The organism is Collimonas arenae, assembly GCF_001584165.1.
GTDB lineage: Bacteria > Pseudomonadota > Gammaproteobacteria > Burkholderiales > Burkholderiaceae_D > Collimonas > Collimonas arenae.
Genome location: NZ_CP013233.1, coordinates 1,879,334 through 1,901,929, shown reverse-complemented (window position 1 = coordinate 1,901,929; position 22,596 = coordinate 1,879,334). Strand labels below are relative to the sequence as shown.

The 22,596-nt window shown below is 54.7% G+C and carries 22 protein-coding genes and 2 tRNA genes; 5 read left to right on the top strand and 19 right to left on the bottom strand.

Annotated elements, in window-relative coordinates; all coding sequences use genetic code 11:
* Positions 1–22: 22 nt before the first annotated feature.
* From CAter10_RS08985 to rpsF, 9 genes are all read right to left on the bottom strand, one after another.
* Positions 23–2,377 (bottom strand): autotransporter family protein, encoded by a 2,355-nt coding sequence (locus CAter10_RS08985; RefSeq protein ID WP_128083022.1) that lies wholly within the window; start codon positions 2,375–2,377, stop codon positions 23–25.
* Positions 2,374–2,712 carry a hypothetical protein gene (locus CAter10_RS08980; RefSeq protein ID WP_061533145.1) on the bottom strand — a complete coding sequence of 113 codons (339 nt, stop codon included), beginning with the start codon at positions 2,710–2,712 and terminating at the stop codon, positions 2,374–2,376. Before CAter10_RS08980 ends, CAter10_RS08985 begins: the two co-directional genes overlap by 4 nt.
* A 216-nt stretch (positions 2,713–2,928) precedes the next feature.
* Complete coding sequence (locus CAter10_RS08975) at positions 2,929–3,939, bottom strand: inorganic phosphate transporter (RefSeq protein ID WP_061533144.1); 1,011 nt, start codon at positions 3,937–3,939, stop codon at positions 2,929–2,931.
* A gap of 158 nt (positions 3,940–4,097) precedes the next feature.
* Positions 4,098–4,724 (bottom strand): DUF47 domain-containing protein, encoded by a 627-nt coding sequence (locus CAter10_RS08970; protein ID WP_061533143.1) that lies wholly within the window; start codon positions 4,722–4,724, stop codon positions 4,098–4,100.
* A gap of 174 nt (positions 4,725–4,898) precedes the next feature.
* Positions 4,899–6,299, bottom strand: a complete 1,401-nt coding sequence (locus tag CAter10_RS08965; protein WP_061535250.1) for a replicative DNA helicase — start codon at positions 6,297–6,299, stop codon at positions 4,899–4,901.
* A gap of 108 nt (positions 6,300–6,407) precedes the next feature.
* The gene (rplI, locus tag CAter10_RS08960; protein WP_061533142.1) at positions 6,408–6,860 is read right to left on the bottom strand and encodes a 50S ribosomal protein L9; all 453 of its coding nucleotides are present in this window, start codon (positions 6,858–6,860) and stop codon (positions 6,408–6,410) included.
* 26 nt (positions 6,861–6,886) lie between these two features.
* Positions 6,887–7,171: a 30S ribosomal protein S18 gene (gene rpsR, locus CAter10_RS08955; RefSeq protein WP_014006464.1), complete on the bottom strand. Its 285-nt coding sequence runs from the start codon at positions 7,169–7,171 to the stop codon at positions 6,887–6,889.
* A 23-nt stretch (positions 7,172–7,194) separates the two neighbouring features.
* Positions 7,195–7,539 (bottom strand): primosomal replication protein N, encoded by a 345-nt coding sequence (gene priB, locus CAter10_RS08950; protein ID WP_061533141.1) that lies wholly within the window; start codon positions 7,537–7,539, stop codon positions 7,195–7,197.
* 54 nt (positions 7,540–7,593) lie between these two features.
* Positions 7,594–7,962: a 30S ribosomal protein S6 gene (rpsF, locus tag CAter10_RS08945; protein ID WP_038488331.1), complete on the bottom strand. Its 369-nt coding sequence runs from the start codon at positions 7,960–7,962 to the stop codon at positions 7,594–7,596.
* Between the two features lie 335 nt (positions 7,963–8,297).
* Here rpsF and lexA point away from each other — a divergent pair, with 335 nt between their 5' ends.
* Positions 8,298–8,957: a transcriptional repressor LexA gene (gene lexA / locus CAter10_RS08940; RefSeq protein WP_061535249.1), complete on the top strand. Its 660-nt coding sequence runs from the start codon at positions 8,298–8,300 to the stop codon at positions 8,955–8,957.
* Positions 8,958–9,088: 131 nt separating this feature from the next.
* Here the strand turns inward: lexA and CAter10_RS08935 are convergent, their stop codons facing one another.
* Positions 9,089–9,865: an RNA methyltransferase gene (locus CAter10_RS08935; RefSeq protein WP_061533140.1), complete on the bottom strand. Its 777-nt coding sequence runs from the start codon at positions 9,863–9,865 to the stop codon at positions 9,089–9,091.
* Between the two features lie 172 nt (positions 9,866–10,037).
* On the opposite strand from CAter10_RS08935, the gene CAter10_RS08930 reads away from it, so the two are divergent.
* From CAter10_RS08930 to CAter10_RS08920, 3 genes are all read left to right on the top strand, one after another.
* A complete protein-coding gene (locus CAter10_RS08930) occupies positions 10,038–10,841 on the top strand; it encodes an inositol monophosphatase family protein (protein ID WP_061533139.1) in 804 nt (267 codons plus the stop codon).
* A 166-nt stretch (positions 10,842–11,007) separates the two neighbouring features.
* A complete protein-coding gene (locus CAter10_RS08925) occupies positions 11,008–11,475 on the top strand; it encodes a VOC family protein (protein WP_061533138.1) in 468 nt (155 codons plus the stop codon).
* A gap of 304 nt (positions 11,476–11,779) precedes the next feature.
* Positions 11,780–13,129, top strand: a complete 1,350-nt coding sequence (locus CAter10_RS08920) for a DEAD/DEAH box helicase (RefSeq protein WP_061533137.1) — start codon at positions 11,780–11,782, stop codon at positions 13,127–13,129.
* A gap of 231 nt (positions 13,130–13,360) precedes the next feature.
* Here CAter10_RS08920 and CAter10_RS08915 read toward each other — a convergent pair whose 3' ends face one another.
* The 9 genes from CAter10_RS08915 to CAter10_RS08875 form a co-directional block, all read right to left on the bottom strand.
* Positions 13,361–14,005 (bottom strand): hypothetical protein, encoded by a 645-nt coding sequence (locus tag CAter10_RS08915; RefSeq protein ID WP_197467211.1) that lies wholly within the window; start codon positions 14,003–14,005, stop codon positions 13,361–13,363.
* A gap of 272 nt (positions 14,006–14,277) precedes the next feature.
* A tRNA-Arg gene (locus CAter10_RS08910) sits at positions 14,278–14,354 on the bottom strand.
* Positions 14,355–14,518: 164 nt separating this feature from the next.
* A tRNA-Pro gene (locus CAter10_RS08905) sits at positions 14,519–14,595 on the bottom strand.
* 257 nt (positions 14,596–14,852) lie between these two features.
* Entirely contained in the window at positions 14,853–16,163 is a 1,311-nt protein-coding gene (phoR, locus tag CAter10_RS08900) for a phosphate regulon sensor histidine kinase PhoR (RefSeq protein ID WP_128083021.1), read from the bottom strand.
* Positions 16,160–16,855 carry a winged helix-turn-helix domain-containing protein gene (locus CAter10_RS08895; RefSeq protein ID WP_061533136.1) on the bottom strand — a complete coding sequence of 232 codons (696 nt, stop codon included), beginning with the start codon at positions 16,853–16,855 and terminating at the stop codon, positions 16,160–16,162. The genes phoR and CAter10_RS08895 overlap by 4 nt, the downstream gene beginning before the upstream one ends.
* 147 nt (positions 16,856–17,002) lie before the next feature.
* Positions 17,003–18,340 carry a phosphoglucosamine mutase gene (gene glmM / locus CAter10_RS08890; protein ID WP_061533135.1) on the bottom strand — a complete coding sequence of 446 codons (1,338 nt, stop codon included), beginning with the start codon at positions 18,338–18,340 and terminating at the stop codon, positions 17,003–17,005.
* Positions 18,341–18,426: 86 nt separating this feature from the next.
* Entirely contained in the window at positions 18,427–19,269 is an 843-nt protein-coding gene (folP, locus tag CAter10_RS08885) for a dihydropteroate synthase (RefSeq protein ID WP_061533134.1), read from the bottom strand.
* A gap of 132 nt (positions 19,270–19,401) precedes the next feature.
* Entirely contained in the window at positions 19,402–21,288 is a 1,887-nt protein-coding gene (gene ftsH / locus CAter10_RS08880; RefSeq protein WP_061533133.1) for an ATP-dependent zinc metalloprotease FtsH, read from the bottom strand.
* 135 nt (positions 21,289–21,423) lie between these two features.
* Positions 21,424–22,068 (bottom strand): RlmE family RNA methyltransferase, encoded by a 645-nt coding sequence (locus CAter10_RS08875; RefSeq protein WP_061533132.1) that lies wholly within the window; start codon positions 22,066–22,068, stop codon positions 21,424–21,426.
* 31 nt (positions 22,069–22,099) lie between these two features.
* On the opposite strand from CAter10_RS08875, the gene CAter10_RS08870 reads away from it, so the two are divergent.
* On the top strand, positions 22,100–22,570 hold the full coding sequence (locus CAter10_RS08870) for a YhbY family RNA-binding protein (RefSeq protein WP_061533131.1): 471 nt from the start codon (positions 22,100–22,102) through the stop codon (positions 22,568–22,570).
* Positions 22,571–22,596 lie beyond the last annotated feature (26 nt).

The window sequence follows — 22,596 nt, the reverse complement described above, 5'->3', positions numbered from 1 at the left end:
TATATTGTGCGGCCCCTCCCCATCACCACAGGTAACGCAAGCCGGCGGTAATCCGATTGACCTGGTTGTGCGACTCCGTCTGGAAATCGTAATCGGCAAACAGGTTCAGGCGCGCCGTCGCTGCGTAAGAAAGATTGACACCAACCAGCGCGGCATCACGCCCGAAATCCACGCCTTTTACGGTGAACGGACTACCAGGCGCACCGATCAAGGTGGCCTGATACTGTGCCTGCGCATCCATGAATTCATGCATCCAGCGCAATTGCGCGCCAAAAGTTAGGACCCCGCTAGAAAGCGCCAGATCGCTGCTCAGCCTGACGCCGATGCTGCTGCGCAGGCTGTTGAGCGTATTCGCCTGGCCCGAAATGCCAAGATTGTCGGCATCGGTTTCGGTAAATCCGTCCTGACGCAAACGCGTGTAATGCAAAGCACCGAAAGGCTGCAATACGGTTTGTTGATCCAGCTTGATGCGATAGCCCGACTCGCCGTACAAGCTGGCCTGGCGGCCGTCATAAGAGCCCTGCGCACGCAGGCTGCCGGTTCCGGTCAGTACATCGCGCTGGATCTGGGTATTCTGGATTGCATAGCTGGCGATGGTGTCGACATAAAAAGGCCCCGGGGCATAGCTGGCATACGCGCCGATCTTATAGCTGTCGAGCTTGCCCTTGCCGTTATAGTCATCGAAATCTGCCTGCATATGTGCATAATCGAGACCACCGCCGACGATCCAGTCGGTTCCCACTACACGGTCAGCACCGGCACTGATGCCACCGATTTTATAGCGCGCGCCTGCGGTATCTCCAGTCGCACTCAATTTCCCGAAAGATCCATACGGCCGAACCCACACGCCATTGTCGCTATCCTTTCGCTCGCCTTCTCGCTGGGTATCCAGGCGCATCGACAGCGCCCGGCCGAACAGATCGTTTTCACGCAAGGCAAGTTGCGAGAAAGTCGCGTGTATACCGCCGGTCAGGCTGCCGACAGTAGCCTTCAGATCATCTTTATCCATCAGATTGAGCGCATCCACAGTGGCCGCCAACTCACCGCTGGCGACCGGCACACCACCCGGCGTAACAGGAGCCGGCGTCGGATTTGCCGGTGTGACCTGCGGACGGCTGCTGTCGATGGCTTGACCGATGGCCGAGTCATTCCCGTTTGGTACCACGGTGGTAATCGGAGCTCGCGTAATGACGAGGTAGGCATGACCATTGTCATACTCCAAGGTCGGCGTCAGCAAGGCTGTGGCATTCGCTTGCAGCTGACTGAAATTGCCAGTCACGCCGCCAGCGCCGGTGACAATCGGCAACTTTACCTGATCCGCATAGGCTCCTGGCAACATGGTGGCATTAACGGTGCCACCCAGCAGGCTAGCGCTGCCGCCTACGATCAGCAAGCCGGCGGAAACCGGTGACGCTTCGGTCTGAAATATCGCATTGGCCGCATGCGTGTAGTTGCCAGTCACCGCTAACCCGCCGGTGCCGTCGCCGACGCCGGGATGCAAGGTCCCCTGATTAAGCAGGTTACCCGCCACAGTGCCGCCGCTGCCGGCCAGCGTGGCGCCCGCCGAAATCGTGGTTGCTCCGCCAAGGGTGCCGGTCAGATTGAACATGCCGCTCTGGATTTGCGCCGTAGTGAACGTGCCGTTGCCGCTCCAGGTCCAGTTACTTCCCTGCGCCAGCAAGATTGCGAAATTCGTGAAAGTATTCGATGCCGTGCCGGATCCTTGTAACACCAGACTGGTACCGGCATTTCCGCCACCATCGGCTGTACCATTGATCACCGAACCAGTTTGCAATACCAGCGTATTGCTGCCACGCCCCATCGAGATCGCAGTACCAACACCGCTCTGCACAAGACCCGCATTGATGACAGTAGTGGCGCCATTCAAGGTTCGAATGCCGATGCCTTGCTGGCTGATGATCTGGCCTCCGGCCTGATTCTCGATACTGGCGTTAAAACCGGAGCTGACCGTGTTCGAGAACACCGCTTCGGAACCGTTGCCTGAAGCATTGATGCTGCCGCTGTTGACCAGCTTGTCGTTGTTGCCCTGCATATACACCGTGGTGCTGCTGGCGCCGCTGGTCGATAAATTGCCGCTATTGGTGACGGTGCCGTTACCGCCGAGGATCGAGATGGCGCGCGCATTACTGCCCGAAGTCGTGACCATCCCCGAATTATTGACGTTGTTGTTCGATTGCCCGACATTGGTCTGCCCCCAGGCTGCCGATATGCCATAGGCATTTGGGCCAGACGTCGAAATGGAGCCTTGATTGATCAGCATATTACCGCTGCCGTTAGCGGCCATGCCATCGTTAAAAGCGCCTGTTGTAGTAATGCTGCCTTGGGTCGTATTGGTCAACTGGTTGTTGTTATTCACACCCAGCAATACCGCACCACGATTGCCGCCAGTGCCCCCCCGCCAGTCAGCGTCACGCTGCCATTGTTGACGATGGTGCTAGAAGTGTCGACGCTAAAAGCGATGGGGCTGGTGCTGCGCGCGATGTTGGCAACGACAGTCGAATCCAGGGTGACGGCGACGCTACTGCTGCCAGTCTGCGCAAGAACCGGCGTAGTAACGTTACCAGAGCAGTTTACCGAGACGCCGCTGGCGGGCACATTGTTGCTGCATGCGGCATGCGATGGGGCAGCCACCGCCCCTCCGGTAAATACGATGATTACACTGGCGATTTCTTTCTTGCGTAGAAACAACATGGTGAAGTCCTCCGTCAATACACAACATTTGCGCCTTGGTTGTTAATTCCCAGTTAGTTGCCATAAAACAATGGCCATATAGAAATAATCGCACGTTTTACCCGGGACTGCGAGAAAAATGGGGAGGTGACCATCAAACCTTTTCAGAACGAAAGGCAAAAAAAAGCGGCGCATCATTAACGATGCGCCGCCTTTTGCCATCCAGTCGATCAGTTGTTACAAAATATGCTTGCCGATCCACCAGGCAATTGCAGCCATGAAGGCGGACGCCGGAATCGTCAGCACCCAGGCCCAGACGATATTTCCAGCGACACCCCAGCGCACCGCCGAAACACGCTTCGCTGCGCCAACACCGACGATGGCGCCGGTAATGGTGTGGGTGGTCGACACCGGCACGCCCAGCATGGTTGCCAGGAACAGCGTGATCGCACCGCCGGTTTCTGCGCAAAAGCCGCCTACTGGCTTCAGTTTGGTGATTTTTTGCCCCATCGTCTTGACAATGCGCCAACCGCCAAACAATGTCCCCAAGCTGATCGCGCTATAGCAAGAAATGATCACCCACCATGGCGGCAAGCTGTCGGTGGCTTGCGAAAATCCGGTCGCTATCAACAACATCCAGATGATGCCGATGGTTTTTTGCGCATCGTTGCCGCCGTGTCCCAAGCTGTACATGGAAGCAGATACCAGTTGCAGGCGACGGAACCATTTGTCGACCTTGCGCGGGGTCGAACGCACGAAAATCCACGAGACCAGCACCATCATGATGGAGCCGAACACAAAGCCCAGCAGCGGCGACAATACGATGAAAGCAATGGTCTTGATCAGGCCGGCCGAGATCAGCGAGCCGGTACCGGCTTTCGCCACTGCCGCGCCAACCAAACCGCCAATCAATGCATGCGAAGAAGATGAGGGGATGCCGTAGTACCAGGTCAGAATATTCCAGCAGATGGCGCCAACCAGAGCGCCGAACACCACATAGTGATCGACCACGTTTGGATCGATGGTGCCCTTGCCGACAGTTGCGGCAACGTGCAGCTGGAATACCGCAATGGCGATAAAGTTGAACAGGGCTGCCATGGCAACCGCCTGTTGTGGTTTCAGGACGCCGGTCGAAACCACCGTAGCGATGGCATTCGCCGCATCATGAAAACCGTTCATGAAGTCGAATACCAGCGCCAGTGCAATGAGGAAGACGAGAACGTAAATACTGATTTGAAGGGTGTGCATGAATAGGTCGTGTCGTCGTTTTTTGAGATTACGTCAATTCGGCAGGCGCTTGTGGCCCCCGCCAGATCGGGCAACGTGCTCGGCGCCCGGTAATCGTTTTAAGTCGAATTGGAAGAACAACGCGGTATCGGCCCAGGCCGCTACCGCCCTACTCTGCATCAGGCATTTTCTACGATGATGCCTTCAATGATATTGGCGACATCCTCGCAGCGGTCGGTGACCGTTTCCAGGATTTCGTAGATCGCCTTGAGCTTGATCAGGGTACGTACATCAGGTTCGTCGCGGAACAGCTTAGACATGGCCGCGCGCATCACGTGATCGGCATCCGACTCCAGGCGATCGATTTCGACGCAAATTGCCAGGATTTCGCGCGAATTGTCCATATTGTGCAGCAGGCCGACAGCCGACTTGACCTTCTCCGCGCAGCCCAGGCACAGTTCAGCGAGACGCTTGGCTTCCGGCGTAATGGCCTTGATGTCATACAGAGAGATGGTCTGTGCCGCATCCTCGAGTAAATCGAGAATGTCGTCCATACGGGTGATCAACTGATGGATATCGTCGCGATCGATCGGCGTGATGAACGTCTTGTGCAACATGTCGATGGCATTGTGCGTGACCTGGTCGGCCTGCTTTTCAATGCCTTCGATTGCATGCACACGAATCTCCAGGTCGTCGAAATTCGTCATTAACGCCACCATTTCCTTGGCACCCTTGACGCATAACTCCGCATGCTGATTAAAGAGCTCAAAGAATTTGCCCTCGGTGGGCATCAATCGTCCAAACATGTTTTTCTCTCTTCTGAGGTTAAGCTGAATCTACAAACTACTAACTACCAACTAAATAACTTGATTTAAAGCAAAGAAATGTCACGAAACTGAAATATATCAGGCTCGCTCATTTGTTGCTAAACAGGTTTTAAGGATTTCTGTGCTGCCAGCGTTGACAAAAAACAACGAAAATCAATCTCCGCCGTACGGTGCATCCAAATTACCGACGTAATTGTCGAATTTTGTATACTGGCCGAGGAAACTCAGCCGCACGCTGCCGATAGGCCCGTTACGCTGCTTGCCGATGATGATTTCGGCAGTACCTTTTTCCTGCGAATCGGGGTTATACACTTCGTCGCGATAGATGAACAGGATAACGTCGGCATCCTGTTCGATAGCGCCGGATTCACGCAAGTCGGACATGACCGGACGTTTGTTAGGACGTTGCTCAAGTGAGCGATTAAGCTGCGACAAGGCAATCACCGGACATTGCAACTCCTTCGCCAACCCCTTCAAATTCCGCGAAATTTCAGAAATTTCAGTTGCGCGATTTTCACCGGCATTATTCGCCGACATCAGCTGCAAGTAATCGATAATGATCAAGCCCAGCGTGCCGCACTGGCGCGACAGGCGCCGCGCCCGCGCACGCAATTCAATAGAGCTCAACGCTGGCGTTTCATCGATGAACAACTGTGCATCGTTCATCTTCTGGATCGCATGGGTCAGGCGCGGCCAGTCTTCATCATTCAGGCGACCAGTGCGCAGGCGATGCTGGTCGAGCTTGCCGACTGAACCCAGCATACGCATGGCGAGCTGCGCGCCGCCCATTTCCATCGAAAAGATCGCCACCGGCAAGCCGCTGTCGAGCGCGACGTTTTCACCGATATTCACCGAGAATGCTGTCTTACCCATCGACGGCCGTCCCGCCACAATCACCAGGTCGCCCTTTTGCAGGCCGGAGGTCATCTTGTCGAGATCGATGAAGCCGGTCGATACGCCGGTGATGTCGCTCTGGTTATCGCGGTTGTAGAGTTCATCGATACGCTCCACCACCTGCGTCAGCAGAGGCTGGATTTCCTGGAAACCCTGGGCGCCACGCGCGCCTTCTTCAGCAATCGCAAAAATCTTGGATTCCGCCTCGTCCAGCATCTGCTTGACTTCCTTGCCCTGTGGGCTGAATGCCTGACCGGAAATTTCATCGGCCACGGTAATCAGTTTTCGCAGCACGCCACGGTCGCGCACGATTTCGGCGTAACGACGGATATTGGCCGCGGATGGGGTGTTTTGGGCAAGTGCGTTGAGATAAGTCAGCCCACCAACTTCCTCAGCCTTGCCGGTTCCGCTCAACGATTCGAAAACGGTGATGACGTCGGCTGGCTTGGTGCTGTTGATCAGCTTGACCATGTGCTGGAAAATAATCCGATGGTCGTAGCGATAGAAATCGTCGGCGTTCACAAAGTCGGCGATCTTGTCCCAGGCCGCATTATCCAGCAGCAGTCCTCCTAAAACGGACTGCTCAGCTTCGATTGAATGGGGTGGTACGCGGAGGGAGTCAAGCTGTGGATCTGATGGTGCTTTAGAAGGTGCTTTCATGGCGCGAATTATACCTGTTTCGCCCACTGCGCCCAAAATAAAGGACATAAAAAAAGCCGGGAAAACCCGGCTTTTTTATTCCTGCAATATTTTTTTGCCAACAGCTTATTAAACGTGCTCGCCAATGACTGCAACAACGATGTCGACGACAACGTCAGTGTGCAATGCAACTGCAACAGCGTGTTCGCCAGTGATCTTCAGCGGGCCGTTCGGCAGGCGAACTTGCGCTTTTTCAACAGCAAAACCTTGCTTCGTCAACGCTTCAGCGATATCGAAGTTGGTGACGGAACCGAACAAACGGCCATCAACACCCGATTTTTGCGAAATCTGCACGGTCAGGCCGTTCAGTTTCTCGCCTTGAGCTTGGGAAGCAGCCAGCTTTTCAGCTGCCGCTTTTTCCAGATCAGCGCGCTTCGCTTCGAATTCAGCGATAGCAGTAGTAGTAGCACGACGTGCCATACGTTGTGGAATCAGGAAGTTACGTGCGTAACCGTCCTTGACGCGAACAACTTCACCCAGATTGCCGAGATTAACGACTTTTTCCAACAGAATGACTTGCATGTTTTTCTCCTATTTCAAGTCGTCAATTAAGCGTTGTGCAGATCGGTGTATGGCAGCAGCGCCAGGAAACGCGCGCGCTTGATCGCAGTGTCCACTTGACGTTGATAGATTGCCTTGGTGCCGGTCAGACGTGCTGGCATGATCTTGCCATTTTCCTGAACAAAATCCTTGAGCGTGTCGATATCTTTGTAATCAACGCTAGCAACGTGTGCAGCGGTGAAACGGCAGAATTTCTTGCGCTTGAACAGCGGGTTTTGTTGTTGACGCTTGTTTTTCAGTTTGCTTTTATCGAACTTTTTACCGAATGCCATTTTTGGCTCCTGTATCTAAATAATTAATCTGCAATTCCAGCGGTGCTTCCTAAAGAATCATCGGCTTCGACTGCAGCGAAATCAGTGATGTGAAATACCAGGCTTCTACCGTTGCGGCTCTTGCGCGCCATGAATCCCGTAAACCAGAATGTACCTCCCAATGCCGCCGCGCTGAATCTTCCTGAAATCTCGCCGACGGCTAGCGCGGCAAGTTCAAATTCAATCAGACGCTTGATGCCTGCTTCAATCGGTTCCGAACGGTGCTGCAAAATCGCAGATACGATCGGGATGCCTGCCGGCGTATAACGTATGACTTCACGCTCGGCGATTGTGGCTACCAGTTGAAACACGTTGTTGGGTTGACTCACTCCTGATGGACTCGATGGATAGGCAATGAATGCGGGTAGGCGGCCAAGCAAATATTAGGCTGCTGGCGCTTCTGTACGATGGCTCTTGGCTGCATCTTCCTTCTGCACGGCCTTCATCATTGGCGAAGGACCGGTTTCGGCCTTCTTCAACTTGACGGTCAGATGACGCAATACTGCATCATTGAACTTGAAGCCGGTTTCGATTTCAGCCAGAGTTTCGCTGTCGCACTCGATGTTCAAGCAGACATAATGTGCTTTTGCCAGTTTCTGGATCAGGTATGCCAGTTGGCGGCGCCCCCAGTCTTCCACGCGGTGCACGGTACCGCCACGGGTTGTGACGATGCCTTTGTAGCGCTCGATCATTGCAGGCACTTGCTCGCTTTGATCTGGATGGACGATAAATACGATTTCATAATGACGCATGTAAGCTCCTTTTGGACGGATTGAAAAATCGCCCACCTCGGCGTCAAGACGAGTGTGGGAAGAGGAAAACCAGCAATAATACTAGCAATTGCAACAAAACTCAACGCTTTCAAGCCCTTACGCAAAATTCCCGCGCTACGCTATGGCTTATATGCATCAAATTGTCTTGCATTCGCACAAATACTGTACAAAAATACAGACTGTTGTTATGCACAGCACTGAACGAGTCGGGCTTTGCGCCTTTTCTGGGCCTTCCGCACAGAGAATACGCAAAGCAATTCGCCATGCTGCAATGGGCGCCTACATGGCACCCCTACATTTCGCACCGCAAATATATGATCAAACTGACCGCACGACAGCAACAAATCCTTGACCTGATCAAGAGCGCCATCGAAAACACAGGCTTCCCGCCGACACGCGCCGAAATTGCCAGTGAGCTTGGCTTTCGCTCGGCCAACGCGGCGGAGGAGCATCTGCAAGCACTGGCGCGCAAGGGCGCCATCGAGATCTCGCCCGGCACTTCACGCGGCATCCGCCTGACGGAATCACACCAGTCCGGCGGCCGCAACCATGGCATGCAGCTGGCGCTACCGCATCCAGCCCTGATGCAACTGAGCCTGCCACTAGTTGGCCGGGTCGCCGCCGGCTCCCCGATACTGGCGCAGGAACATATCCAGGCCAGCTATAACGTCGACCCAGCCCTGTTCAGCGCCAAACCCGACTATCTGCTCAAAGTGCGAGGCATGTCGATGCGTGACGCCGGCATACTGGATGGGGATCTGCTGGCAGTGAAAAAAGCCGACAGCGCGCGCAATGGCCAGATCGTTGTTGCCCGCCTGGGCGACGATGTCACCGTCAAGCGCTATCAAAAGAACGGCTCGGTAATTCAATTATTGCCGGAAAATCCCGATTTCGAACCTATCATCGTGACGTCAAAGCAAGAGGACTTTGCGCTGGAAGGCTTGGCAGTCGGTTTATTGCGCAGCTGGGCCTGACAGCACGGACAATGATGAGGCGCGCCGACAACGGTCGGCGCGCAACACCCCACCGCAGCCGCCGCAGTATCGACAATACCACTCCACTACACTCAAAACTAAGCTGGCGAGCCGATTATTCGACGAATCAGTCAGGACCTGTCCAGACGCCGTCGCTTGGTTAAAATCTGGCTGGCAATGCCGCGCAGAATATTGACCTCTTCGGTTTCCAGGTGCGCACGCGAGAACAGGCGCTTGAGACGCGGCATGAGCTTCTTCGGACTGGCGGGGTCGAGGAATTCGATTTCGATCAGGGCCTTTTCGAGGTGCGCAAACATGCCGTCAATATCGGACAAGCTGGCAGAGTTGCCTTGAAAACCGACTTCATTACTCAAAGGCAACGGCGCATCCTCCATGACTGCAACCCGGCACTCATAGGCCAGCACCTGCACTGCCTGCGCCAGATTCAGTGACGAATAATCGGGATTTGCCGGGATATTCAGCAGCACATTGCATTTTTCGACAACTTCGTTCGGCAAGCCATAGCGCTCGCTGCCGAACAGCACTGCCGCGTTCAAGCTGGCATCCGCTGCTAGCTGTGCAGCCAAAGCGCGCGGCGCAGCAAGGGGTGGTGAGAATTCACGCAGGCGGGCACTGAGCGCCGCCGCAAAGTTGCAGCCATCCAACGCTTGCTCGACACTATCGACGATCTTGGCCGAAGCCAGGATATCTTGTGCGCCACTGGCGAAGGCAATTGCCTCCTCGCGCTGCAATACATCGGGAAAACGTGGATTCACCAGGATCAACTCGGAAAAACCCATGGTTTTGATAGCGCGCGCGGCGGCGCCTACATTGCCCGGACTGCTGGTTTCGACCAGCACGAAGCGCAGCCGTTTGAAAAGAGACGTATTGGTTTTTGCCAGGTTCATTTAAAATAGCGCCATTGCGCGGATTTCAGAGACTAAAAGCTGCCTAACTGGCCGCTTGGTTACTGAGATGTCCATCAAGGACGTCCGCATCGTTCATTATTATTCATCATATAGGTGGTTCTGTTCCCGGTAGGCTACAGTGCCGCCATTTTAACGGAACCAAATCCCGATCATGCATCCTATGCTCAATACGGCCATTAAGGCCGCCCGCCGCGGTGCCGCAGTTATTTCGCGCGCCTCTTTCGATGTCGACCTGCTGAAAGTAACAAAAAAACAGCATAACGATTTTGTCACCGAAGTCGACCAGGCTGCCGAAGCGGCAATCATCGACGTATTGAAGAATGCCTACCCGGATCACGCCATCCTGGCCGAGGAATCGGGCGCTTCCGCCAATCTGCACGACGACAACGAAAACGTCTGGATCATCGATCCGCTCGACGGCACCACCAATTTCATTCACGGTTTCCCGCAATACTGCGTATCCATCGCTTTGCAGCATCGCGGCCAGATCACCCAGGCCGTGGTCTACGATCCGACCCGCAATGATTTGTTCACAGCGACAAAAGGTTCCGGCGCCTATCTGAACGAAAAACGGATCCGCGTCGGCAAACGCGACAAGATTGCTGATGCCTTGATCGGTACTGGCTTCCCATTCCGCGAAACTGAAGGCCCGGCGATGGACGAGTACATGAAAATGTTCCGCATCATGACACAAAGCTGTGCCGGCTTGCGCCGTCCAGGCGCTGCGGCGCTGGACTTGGCGTATGTGGCAGCCGGACGTCTGGACGGCTTCTTTGAAAAAGGCCTGAAGCCTTGGGATATCGCAGCCGGTGCCCTGCTGATTGCCGAATCCGGCGGAATTATTGGCGACTTCTCCGGTGACTCGGACTACCTGTACAAGGGCGACGTGTTGGCTGGCAGCCCGAAGGTATTCGCGCAAATGGTTGGCCTGCTTTCACCATTCGCCAAGAAATAAAATAGTTGCCTCACCAGGCCAAGGAGCGGAACGGCCCCTTGGCCTGGCAAACAGACAAAACGCTGCAAACGCTGTTTTTGTCATTTCAACTGCGCGGTCGGGCGACTACAATGCATGCGCAGTAGCGCCTATTGAACGATCATCCCTCAACCCGCAGGAGAACAATATGGCAGTCAAACCAATTCCCGACGGCTACTCTTCCGTCACTCCCTACCTTGCCGTCGACGGCGCCGCCAACGCTATCGCGTTCTATCAAAAAGCTTTTAATGCCGTGGAGCTATTCCGCATGGAGGGCCCGGATCAAAAGATCGGTCACGCAGAAATCAAAATCGGCAACTCGCATGTCATGCTGGCGGACGAATGTCCTGGCATGGAAATCCGCAGCCCTACAACGCTAGGCGGAGCCGGTATCAGCATCATGATCTATGTCGACAATGTAGATGTCATCTACCCGCAAGCGATTGCTGCCGGCGGAGTCGAACTGAGACCGCTTCGAGACCAGTTCTACGGAGACCGCTCGGGCACACTGAAAGACCCATTCGGCCATGTCTGGACGGTCAGCACGCACATAGCGGACTACTCGCCGGAAGAACTGAGCGAACGCGCCGCAGCGGCAATGAAAAGCGCGTCCTAAGCACAAGGCATTGCCAAAGCGCATGCCACTGTGATCCGCTAGCGGTTGGCGGGTCACAGCTGCCTTTTCAAGACTCCCGCCTCCCAATCCATCGGAATTGCTTGCCTGTAGAGCGTCGTTGTTATACTCTGCGGCGACACAGCACATTCTCCAGTCAAATACTGCTGTCAAGGAAGTTACCGAGCTTGGGATACTGAGCCCGGCAGCCTCCTCGGAGCCAAGATGCTCCATCTCCTCTAATCCGTTTGCCTGCGACTGGCGCCTTATAAAAGGCGACAGGCCGATATTATTCTATTGAGTTGTCATGTCTTTTTTTGAACTCGGCTTGTCCGAAGCCATCGTTCGTGCCGTAACCGAACACGGCTATACCACCCCTACCCCAATCCAGACCCAGGCTATTCCAGCCGTGCTGGCAGGCGGCGATTTGCTTGCCGGCGCACAAACCGGCACGGGTAAAACTGCCGGCTTCACCTTGCCGGTATTGCATCGCCTGTCGACTTCGGCCACTAACCCGGTCGGTAGCCAGCGTCCGATCCGCGCACTGGTATTGACGCCAACGCGCGAACTGGCAGCTCAGGTGGAAGAAAGCGTTCGCCTGTACGGCAAATACCTGAAACTGACTTCCGCCGTGATTTTCGGCGGCGTCGGCATCAACCCGCAAATCAAATTGCTCAAGCATGGCGTCGACATCCTGGTGTGCACTCCAGGCCGCCTGCTGGACCACATGCAGCAAGGCACGGTCAATCTGAATCACGTTGAGATCCTGATTCTGGACGAAGCCGACCGCATGCTCGACATGGGCTTCATCCGCGACATCAAGAAAATCCTCGCGGTACTACCGAAGAAACGCCAGAACCTGCTGTTCTCGGCAACCTTCTCGGACGAAATCAAACTGCTCGCAGACAATCTGCTGAACTCGCCGGCCATGATCGAAGTGGCACGCCGCAATTCGACCGTGGAAGTGATTCAGCAAAAGATCCACCCGGTTGATCGTGATCGCAAGCATCCACTGCTGGCCCACTTGATCAAGACACATCAATGGTCACAAGTGCTGGTGTTTACGCGCACCAAGCATGGTGCAAACAAGTTGGTCGAACAACTGGAAAAAGACGGTATCAGCGGCATGGCGATCCACGGCAACAAGAGCCAGTCGGCGCGTACTCGCGCACTGTCCGAATTCAAGGACGGCAGCCTGCAAGTCCTGGTAGCGACTGACATCGCAGCACGCGGCATTGACATCGATCAATTACCGCACGTGGTCAACTACGATCTGCCGAACGTACCGGAAGACTACGTTCATCGCATTGGCCGCACTGGCCGCGCCGGCGCTACCGGCGAAGCAGTTTCCCTGGTTTGCGTCGATGAACACCAGATGCTGAAAGATATCGAGAAGCTGATCAAACGCGAACTGCCGAAGGAAGTTATCGCCGGCTTTGAACCTGATCCTAATGCACGCGCTCAACCTATTCAGTTGCGCAGTGGCGGCGGCGGAAATCGCAGCGGTGGCGGTGGACGTGGTCGCCCCCAAGGTGGCGGAGCATCCACACCAGGCGGCGCGAAACCTAACCAGGGCCCGTCACGCGGCCATGGTGGCGGCAATGGCTCACAAGCGCGCCCCGCAGCTCCACGACGCTCCGGTGGACGCGGCCGTTAACACCGACGACGCCTCAATCAAGGATGAATGCAGCGGCGCTCGCTAAACGGGCGCCGCCAAAACATCCTGCAGCGAATATCTCTCATGCTGATTTGGAGGGACGACTAAGTCGGCAACTCCCTTCAGCACCTGGGCCAGTTTTTTCATTGCTCCACACTACAAAATCGCGTCACCGACCATTGACTCGATTCGTACCGGGTTCAGCGCCACTATGCGCCTTCTGCCACAAAATCAGTGCAGGCAATCCGTCAGGCCCTGATATATGGTTGTAGAGGTCCCAGGCAATTGCGCATCGATCGGATTATTCCCCGACAGCGCGCTATAAAACGATGCCAGCGGCGTATTTGGCGCCAGCGGAGTGCGACATGCCCAGGTACGCGCATCGACCACGACCTTGCCGGTCGCCTCATTGATTTCGGCATTTCCTCCTGCAAATATCCAAACACACTGCCCCATCATGCTATCGGCCTGCCGCACCGAGCAGCGATAGCGCAACGCCTGCAGGTTGCTGTACTCTCCCTCGCAGAAAGTATCGCCGCAGACATCATTGAAATCCCCCGCCAATCGCGCCTCCAGGTCGAAGAAGACATCCCATCCCTGCTCATTGGATGGGTAATGAATAGCATCAACATAGTCGGCAGCAACAGCCGGCGATGCAGCTGTTGCAAGCGCCAGTGTCAAGGCAAGAACAGTCCTAGAGAACACTCGGCTGATAACGGTATAAAACAAGGCGTTGCCGCGTATAAAAGACGTCGGAAACGCAGGTCGGCGGGTCAAAATATGCATGCAGTTCTCCTCTGATTCAAGTGAACAAGAAATGCACCCAGTGGAGACATTCCCCTGGATGCAAGGCACAAAACCAATGCCTGCTTGCATCTTGCAATTGAATAAAGAAGCGGCGCAATCAGCTCGCTCTTAACTTGACGGGAGGCTTATCCGAATCATGTTTTGCTATGAGACAAGCCGCGCGTGGAGAATACGCAGATCCATTCGTTGCCATCTCAGAAATATTTCCGAAAATGGCAATCTTTACGGACGAATACATACCACAACGCACGCAGAACATTGCGAGTCGGAAATTTGATTACGGGAGTGTCGAGGCAAAAATACAGGCGGGTGAACGCAGGTAGTGGCTGCAGGCAGAAAACTGGTCCGGCCGGAGGGAATCGAACCCCCAACATTTCGGGTAGAAGCCGAATGCTCTATCCAGTTGAGCTACGGCCGGATTGATCCGCCATTTGCTGCACTGATTCCGATCATGAGATATCTTGCGGAAATACCTCTGTATGATCTCTTTGTGCCTGATGCTACTTGCTGCTGATTGACGCTGATTTTTTATCAGCTACAAATGAAAAACGGGCTGTCCGAAGACAGCCCGTTTTTTTAATGTGGTCGGAGTACAAGGATTCGAACCTTGGACCCCCTGGTCCCAAACCAGGTGCGCTACCGGGCTGCGCTACACTCCGAGAAGCAAGATAATAAACAGTATTTCGTTTTTTGTCAAATTTTTATACAGGAAAATTTTCTAAATTTTGCTGCTAAAACCAACTCAATCACGGTACCGCTAAAAGCTTATCTGCTGAAAAACTTGAGAGACGGATTAGACCAGAATTTCGAAAAATATGCGAGGAAAAATCGCATATTTTTATAAAAATTTGCATCTTCTTTTCTTTCTGCCTAAAACATCAGCAAATCATCCACCCGAAATTATTTATAGACTTAATTAATCCTGCCGCAACGCCAATTGTGCGCGTTGGAAAATCATTTTAAAACAACTGCCCTTCGCATACTCCGAGGTAATTTGAAGACGACCGCGATGGCGCAATAGCACATGCTTCACAATCGCTAAACCGAGCCCGGTTCCTTGCGTTGAACGCGAACGCGTTTTATCGACCCGATAAAAACGTTCAGTCAAACGATCCAGGTGCTCTGCCGCGATACCGATGCCGTCGTCGATAACGCTCAATGTCGCGCAATCATTTTCCATCGCCCAGCTAACCGCGATGTGACCACCGTCAGGCGTGTAGCGTACGGCGTTCGACAGGAGGTTTGCAAACGCGCTTTCGAGTTCATCGTGATTTCCCTTGAGATCGATTTCCTGGGCCTGCAAGCTGATGCTGTGCTTGCCGGCAGATAAGGCCCTCGCTTCTTCAACCAATCGATTCAGCAGCGGCTTGATGCGCACCGTATCGCTCGATGGCGGCTGAACCAGCGACTCCAATCTGGTCAGAGTCAGCATATCGGCCACAAGCCGCTGCATACGCTGCCCCTGCTCGGCCATCAGCTTGAGCTGACGCTGCCGGGTTTCCTCTCCCATTTCGCTATTGAGCGCATGCTCAAGAAAACCGTTGATGACCGTCAGCGGCGTACGCAACTCATGCGAAGCATTTGCGATGAAGTCGCGTCGCATGGTGTCCGTTTTTTCGCTTTGCGTAACATCATGGGTGACCAGTATCTGTCGGCGACTTTCAAAGGAAATCAGTTGCACCAGGATTTTCCGGTCGTGATGCATGAATGGCAAAGGCTGGTCGAAGCGGCCCGACAGCATGTAGTCGACGAAATCTGGGGAGCGAATCAAATTGGTCAGCAAACGTCCCTCATCACGCGCCAGATCGAGGCCCAGATGTTTCTGGGCTGCCGGATTACACCACTCAAGATGCATGACGCCATCGATGATCACAACACCATCCGGCAGCACGCTCATGGTCTGCCGAAAGCGCGCCAGCCATTCAGCCATTTCGGCGCGCGAGCGCTCATCCTCCAGCCGAATATCCTCCAGCCGATCGAAAGCGTGCCGCCACAATCCCCAGGTACGCGGACGCGGGCCGCCGACAGGCCGGTCCATCCATTGCTCGATCTGGTACAGCGACCACATCTGCAGGAACAAGAGGATACTCAATGAGATGCTAAAGAAAACCAGGCCGCCCCTGGCGCCGTAGATGGCCCCAATTGCAACGGCAACCAGCAACAGCAATCCGAACCACAACAGCACAGGCACCCAGAATTTACGTGCCGTACGGGTGCTGACGATCACGCCGCAGGTTCGGCGTTGAGCTTGTAGCCTACGCCTCGAACGGTTTTTACATAGTCGGCGGCAAGCCCGAGCGACTTGCGCAAGCGCATGATGTGGACATCAACGGTGCGCTCTTCGATGAACGTGTGGTCACCCCAAACTTTATCGAGCAACTGCGCGCGCGAAAAAATGCGGTCTGGATGAGCAATCAGGAAACGCAGCAATTTGAATTCGGCCTGATCCAACTCCACTTCTCTGTTGTCGACAGTAACCTGATAGCGATCGGTATCGATCCGGATCAGGCCGAGGCTCAGCATGCTTTGTCCGAGTTCAGGCACTTTGCGCCGCAACAACGCCTGGATCCGGGCAATCAGCTCCTTTGGCGAAAATGGCTTGGTGACATAATCATCTGCACCCGCATTGAGCCCCCTGACCTTATCCTCGTCCATCCCCTTGGCGGTCAACATGATGACCGGCAAAGTGGCGCTACGAGGCTGTCCACGCCATTCCTGCAGTAGCGCCAGGCCGGAAGTATCCGGTAGCATCCAGTCCAGCAATACGGCTTGCGGCAACACGCCGATGATGGCCTGGCGCGCCTCGTTTGCGCTATAGGCGATTTCGCAGGAAAAACCGGCGTCGTCCAACGTAAATCGCAACAGCTCGGCAATGCCCGGCTCGTCTTCGACAATCAGAATGTGAGTTTGATATTTCATTAATTTTACAGAGGGGCCCGCCCCCACAGCAGTTTTGCTGCGGCGACTTTTCCTGTTTTTAACTGATTAAGCAAAAAGTTCAGGACAGCGTAATGGCAGCAAAGGAACGGCGCAAGTCCCTTCCCGCTGCAATATTCAACTGAACAGTCAAACCTTTACCTTATCGGCAATACGACGCGCCGTGGCCTGCGCCTGATCGGCATCCTTGGCCTCGACCATCACCCGAATCAGGGGCTCAGTACCGGAGGCGCGGATCAGCACGCGTCCATTCTCGCCAAGTTCTCGTTCAACCGCTTCCTTTTCGGCGACCATCGCCGGATTTTTCTTCCAATCGAAACCCGCACTGACCTTCACGTTAATCAAAGTTTGCGGATACAACGCGATATCAGCGGTCAGCTCTGCCAGTGTTTGGCCGTGGCGCTTCAATGCGGACAGCACTTGCAGTGCAGAGACGATGCCATCGCCGGTTGTGTGCTTGTCAAGGCAAAGCAGATGGCCCGATCCTTCGCCGCCGAGGTTCCAGCCACGCTCTTTCATCATTTCCAGCACATAGCGGTCGCCGACCTTGGCGCGTGCGAACTCGACACCCATTTTACGGAATGCCACTTCCAACGCCATATTGGTCATCAGGGTACCAACCGCACCTTTGACCGGTCCAGTCTTCATCCGATCTTTGACCATCACGTACAACAGCTCATCGCCGTTATAAATGCGACCGCTTGCATCGACCATCAGCAGGCGATCCGCATCGCCATCCAGTGCGATTCCGATATCGGCGCGGTTGGAACGCACCGCGAGCGCAAGCGCATCCGGCGCAGTGGCGCCAAAACCGGCATTGATATTGAATCCGTTAGGTTGGTTACCGATGGAAATGACCTCGGCGCCCAGCTCATGAAAGACGAATGGCGCAATGTGATATGCGGCGCCGTGTGCGCTATCGACCACGATTGTCAGACCACGCAGATCGAGCTCATTCGGGAACGTGCTCTTGCAGAACTCAATATAGCGCCCTGCCGCGTCATCCAGACGTTTTGCCTTGCCCAATTTATCAGACGTTACACAATCCATCGGCAAATCCAGGGCTGCTTCAATCGCCGTTTCAACCGCATCCGGCAATTTGTTACCCTGCGCCGAAAAGAATTTGATTCCGTTGTCTTCGTACGGATTATGCGAAGCGGAAATCACGACCCCAGCCGACAGACGCAAAGCCCGTGTCAAATAAGCAATCGCCGGCGTTGGCATCGGCCCTGCAAGCATCACGTCAACTCCGGCCGCGGCAAAGCCAGCTTCCAATGCGGCCTCCAGCATGTAGCCGGAAACGCGCGTGTCCTTGCCGATCAATACAGTCGGCTTGGCCGCCGCGGACTCGGCTTGCGCCAACACCTTGCCGGCAGCGTAGCCCAGTCTCATCACAAAATCAGGGGTTATCGGCGCAACGCCGACACGACCGCGTACACCATCGGTACCAAAATATTTTCTTGTCATCTCAATTTTCACTCACTGATTCTTTTTTACAGCTTGCGCCTGCATCGCACTGACCGGAAGCCCGTCAGATTGCGCAAAGCACTCATTTACCGGCGCGCCGCCTGCCATACCTTGAGCGCATCGACCGTCTCAGCGACATCGTGTACCCGGACGATCTTGGCGCCTTGGGCAACGGCGGCCAAAGCAGCCGCCAAGCTGCCTGCCAGCCGCCTCTCGACTGGCTTGCCGGTTAATTCACCTAACATGCTCTTGCGCGACATGCCGGCCAGCAAAGGCAAATCCAGCGTATCCTGAATTGCACCAATGCTTTGCAACAATGCAACATTATGCGCCAATGTCTTGCCAAAACCAAAGCCTGGATCGATGCTGATGCGATTTCGCGCAACACCGCCCTGCTCCAGTGTTGCAACGCGCTCCTTCAGGAACCCGATAACTTGCATCACTACATCCTGGTATTCGGGATTGATCTGCATGGTTTGCGGATCTGCCTGCATGTGCATGACGCACAGGCCGCAATCACTCTCGGCAACAGCTTCCAACGCGCCCGGTGCGCGAAAGCCGTTGATATCGTTGATCAGATCGGCGCCGGCGGCAATTGCTTCACGCATCACAGCTGGCTTGTAAGTATCGATAGACAGCGGCTTGCCGCAGTCGCGCAAGGCGTAGATTGCCGGCATGACCCGATCCAGTTCGTCTTCCAGCGACAGTGCAGGACTGCCAGGACGACTCGACTCTCCGCCGATATCGATGATATCGACGCCATCTGCGATCATCTGCTCGGCATGCGATAGCGCGAACTCCAGCGAATGAAACCTGCCGCCATCGGAAAAAGAATCGGGAGTGATATTCAGAATGCCCATTACCAAGGGCCGCGATTCCGGTGTGTTGAGCGGCAGCCGATAGCGGCCGCATTGCAGATACTGTTGCATTTTAAAAAGTGAAAAGTTTCGGGGACACCGCAATTACACAAATAAAAAGGGCGAGGATCACTCCTCACCCTTTTTCATCAGAATCAATTGCATTTATCGCAATATGCGCTAATCATGCGCATCTGGCAGATATCAGGCAGGCGCCGTAGCGTTCGGCGAAACACCGCCGGACGAATTGTCGCTAGGCGTTTTCCGAACCGAGCTGCCAGCCTTCGGCAAGCGTGGCTCAAGACCTTCCATGATGTCGTTGATCTGGTCGGCATCGATGGTTTCCCAGTCCAGCAGCGCTTTCGTCATTGCTTCGACCTTGTCTTTGTTTTCTTCCAGCAGACGACGCGACAGCGCATATTGCTGGTCAAGGATACTGCGGATCTCTGCATCCACCTTTTGCTGGGTGGCTTCGGATACCGTCTTCGCAGACATACGGCCGAAATAAGCATCTTGCTCGGTATCTTCGTACACCATCGTGCCCAGGGTTTCGGACATGCCGTAACGAGTCACCATCGCGCGCGCCAATTTGGTAGCGCGCTCGAAGTCATTCGATGCGCCGGTCGACATCTGGTGCATGAAAATCTCTTCCGCGATGCGGCCGCCGAACAGGATGGCGATTTCTTCCAGCATCTTGTCCTTGTACATGTTGACGCGATCATGCTCAGGCAACTGCCAGGTCAGGCCAAGTGCAAAGCCACGCGGCATGATGGTGACCTTGTGCACCGGATCGGCTTTCGGCAACAGCTTGGCAACCACCGCATGGCCGGATTCATGGTACGCAGTGTTGCGGCGCTCTTCTTCACGCATCACTGCCGACTTGCGCTCAGGACCCATGACAATCTTGTCCTTGGCATCTTCAAAATCCTGCATTTCAACCAGGCGCTTGGCACGACGCGCTGCAAACAGTGCCGCCTCGTTGACCAGGTTGGCCAGATCGGCGCCAGAGAAGCCTGGAGTACCGCGCGCCAAAATGTCGGCCTTGACGTCGGTCGAAATCGGTACCTTGCGCATGTGCACGTTCAGGATCTGTTCACGGCCGCGAATGTCAGGCAAGCCAACCACGACCTGGCGATCGAAACGTCCTGGACGCAACAGAGCCTTGTCCAGCACATCGGAACGGTTGGTCGCAGCAATCACGATGACGCCGGAATTGGCTTCGAAACCATCCATCTCGACCAGCATCTGGTTCAGTGTCTGTTCGCGCTCATCGTTGCCACCGCCCATGCCGGCGCCACGGTGACGACCGACTGCATCGATTTCATCGATAAAAATGATGCAAGGAGCGTGCTTCTTGGCGTTTTCGAACATGTCGCGCACACGAGAGGCGCCGACACCGACGAACATTTCAACGAAGTCCGAACCGGAAATGGTGAAGAACGGCACCTTGGCTTCGCCGGCAATCGCACGGGCCAGCAAGGTTTTACCGGTACCTGGAGGGCCAACCATCAGCACGCCGTGCGGAATGCGGCCACCCAACTTCTGGAACTTGGTCGGATCACGCAGGAAATCCACCAGTTCGGAGACTTCTTCCTTGGCTTCATCGCAACCGGCGACATCGGCAAAAGTTACCGAATTGCTGTTTTCATCCAGCATGCGCGCTTTCGACTTGCCGAACGAGAAAGCACCGCCCTTGCCGCCGCCCTGCATCTGGCGCATGAAGAAAATCCAGACACCCAGCAACAGGATCATCGGGAACCAGGAAATGAATATCTGCTGCAGGAACGATGGTTCTTCCGGCTGCTTGACATCGAATTTGACGTTGTTGTTGATCAGATCGCCAATCAGGCCACGATCCAACGTCGTGGTGGCGGTCTTTACCTTCTTGCCGTCCGAAGTGGTAGCGACAATGCTGCGGTCTTCAATGACCGCCTCGGTGATGTGCCCAGACCGTACTTCACTGATGAAGTCGGAATAGGCCATCGGCGCGGCGCCGCTAGCTAGTCCCCGTCCATCAAACTGCTTGAACACGGTGAAAAGCACCAGGGCGATAACCACCCAGATGGCGGCTTTGGAAAACATATTGTTCACTAGAACTCCTTGGACGCGCTGCGCGCCTGACATAGGTACAGCTTCGAGGTATTCTTCGATTTTACTCGGAATAGGCACAGCTTACTAGGCAGGATATGTGGCCGCACCAATGAAAAATCAAGGAAAACTTGATAACTATCGCGGATTTTTCAATATCTTTCCGAGCAAGAAGATTTCCGACGACTTATCGCGGCTGGCTTTCGGCTTCCTGGAGGCCACGGTTTTGAACTCTTGACGGAATTTCATCAACACTTCATTGTAGCCGGTACCGTTAAAGCATTTTGCCAGCAGCGCACCGCCAGGCTTCATGTGTTGCTGTGCGAATTCAATTGCTAAATCGATAATTTCCTCGACCCGAGCCGCATCGGAGATGGCGATTCCGGATAAATTCGGCGCCATGTCGGACAACACCAGATCGACCTTGCGCCCCTCCAACAGACGCTCCAGACGTTGCAAACTCTCTGCTTCGCGGAAATCGCCCTGGATGAAGTGGACATCGGCAATCGGCTCCATCGGCAGGATATCCAGGCCGATAATCATGCCGTGGATACCGCCGCCATCCTGCCCGGCCAGCTTGTTGCGGGCGTATTGCGACCAGCTGCCCGGGGTAGATCCAAGGTCGACAATGATCTGGCCAGGCTTGATCAGCTTGTCCAGTTCGTCGATTTCTTTTAGCTTGTAAGCAGCCCGTGCACGGTAGCCTTCTTTTTGCGCCAGCTTCACATAAGGGTCGTTAATGTGGTCGTGTAGCCAGTTTTTGTTTAATTTCTTCTTTGCCATTCGCGTAGAATACCGTTTTTAAGGAATTTTTATGTTGAAACTTACATCTGCCGAGCGCAGCGAGCTCCGTTCCCAAGCCCATGGACTCAATCCAGTGGTCCTGATCAGCGAAGATGGCCTGAAACCGTCCCTGATGAAGGAAATCGATCTCAATCTGAATGCGCATGGCCTGATTAAAGTACGTGTATTCGGTGATGATCGCGAAGCACGGATTGCTATCTACGAAACCATTTGCGAGAAACTCGGTGCTGCACCGATACAACACATTGGTAAATTGCTGGTCCTGTATCGCCCGCAAAAAGATGCCGTCAAAGAGCACAGCGAAACTCGCGGCAAAGGCATGCGCGAAGTCACCATCGTCAAGCCAAGCCCGAGTGGCACCAAGCGGCCATCGGTCACCAAGGTCATGGTAAAAGGCAATGAACGCGTGACGCAAGGCGGCAACATCAAACGCGCCAAACCACGCCAGAAGAGCAGCAAGAAATCGGCATTGGGCCGCTAATGGCCGGCCGCCTCGGCAGCCTTCAA

Bases quoted from the DNA above. Each gene is read 5' to 3' on its own strand.
- CAter10_RS08935 (WP_061533140.1), bottom strand. From the start codon at position 9,865: ATGAACCTGGCAAAAACCAATACGTCTCTTTTCAAACGGCTGCGCTTC.
- CAter10_RS08915 (WP_197467211.1), bottom strand. From the start codon at position 14,005: ATGCAAGCAGGCATTGGTTTTGTGCCTTGCATCCAGGGGAATGTCTCC.
- CAter10_RS08965 (WP_061535250.1), bottom strand. From the start codon at position 6,299: ATGAAAGCACCTTCTAAAGCACCATCAGATCCACAGCTTGACTCCCTC.
- CAter10_RS08980 (WP_061533145.1), bottom strand. From the start codon at position 2,712: ATGTTGTTTCTACGCAAGAAAGAAATCGCCAGTGTAATCATCGTATTT.
- CAter10_RS08925 (WP_061533138.1), top strand. From the start codon at position 11,008: ATGGCAGTCAAACCAATTCCCGACGGCTACTCTTCCGTCACTCCCTAC.
- CAter10_RS08870 (WP_061533131.1), top strand. From the start codon at position 22,100: ATGTTGAAACTTACATCTGCCGAGCGCAGCGAGCTCCGTTCCCAAGCC.
- glmM (WP_061533135.1), bottom strand. From the start codon at position 18,340: ATGACAAGAAAATATTTTGGTACCGATGGTGTACGCGGTCGTGTCGGC.
- CAter10_RS08920 (WP_061533137.1), top strand. From the start codon at position 11,780: ATGTCTTTTTTTGAACTCGGCTTGTCCGAAGCCATCGTTCGTGCCGTA.
- lexA (WP_061535249.1), top strand. From the start codon at position 8,298: ATGATCAAACTGACCGCACGACAGCAACAAATCCTTGACCTGATCAAG.
- CAter10_RS08930 (WP_061533139.1), top strand. From the start codon at position 10,038: ATGCATCCTATGCTCAATACGGCCATTAAGGCCGCCCGCCGCGGTGCC.
- rpsR (WP_014006464.1), bottom strand. From the start codon at position 7,171: ATGGCATTCGGTAAAAAGTTCGATAAAAGCAAACTGAAAAACAAGCGT.
- rplI (WP_061533142.1), bottom strand. From the start codon at position 6,860: ATGCAAGTCATTCTGTTGGAAAAAGTCGTTAATCTCGGCAATCTGGGT.
- folP (WP_061533134.1), bottom strand. From the start codon at position 19,269: ATGCAACAGTATCTGCAATGCGGCCGCTATCGGCTGCCGCTCAACACA.
- CAter10_RS08895 (WP_061533136.1), bottom strand. From the start codon at position 16,855: ATGAAATATCAAACTCACATTCTGATTGTCGAAGACGAGCCGGGCATT.
- CAter10_RS08875 (WP_061533132.1), bottom strand. From the start codon at position 22,068: ATGGCAAAGAAGAAATTAAACAAAAACTGGCTACACGACCACATTAAC.
- rpsF (WP_038488331.1), bottom strand. From the start codon at position 7,962: ATGCGTCATTATGAAATCGTATTTATCGTCCATCCAGATCAAAGCGAG.
- CAter10_RS08975 (WP_061533144.1), bottom strand. From the start codon at position 3,939: ATGCACACCCTTCAAATCAGTATTTACGTTCTCGTCTTCCTCATTGCA.
- CAter10_RS08970 (WP_061533143.1), bottom strand. From the start codon at position 4,724: ATGTTTGGACGATTGATGCCCACCGAGGGCAAATTCTTTGAGCTCTTT.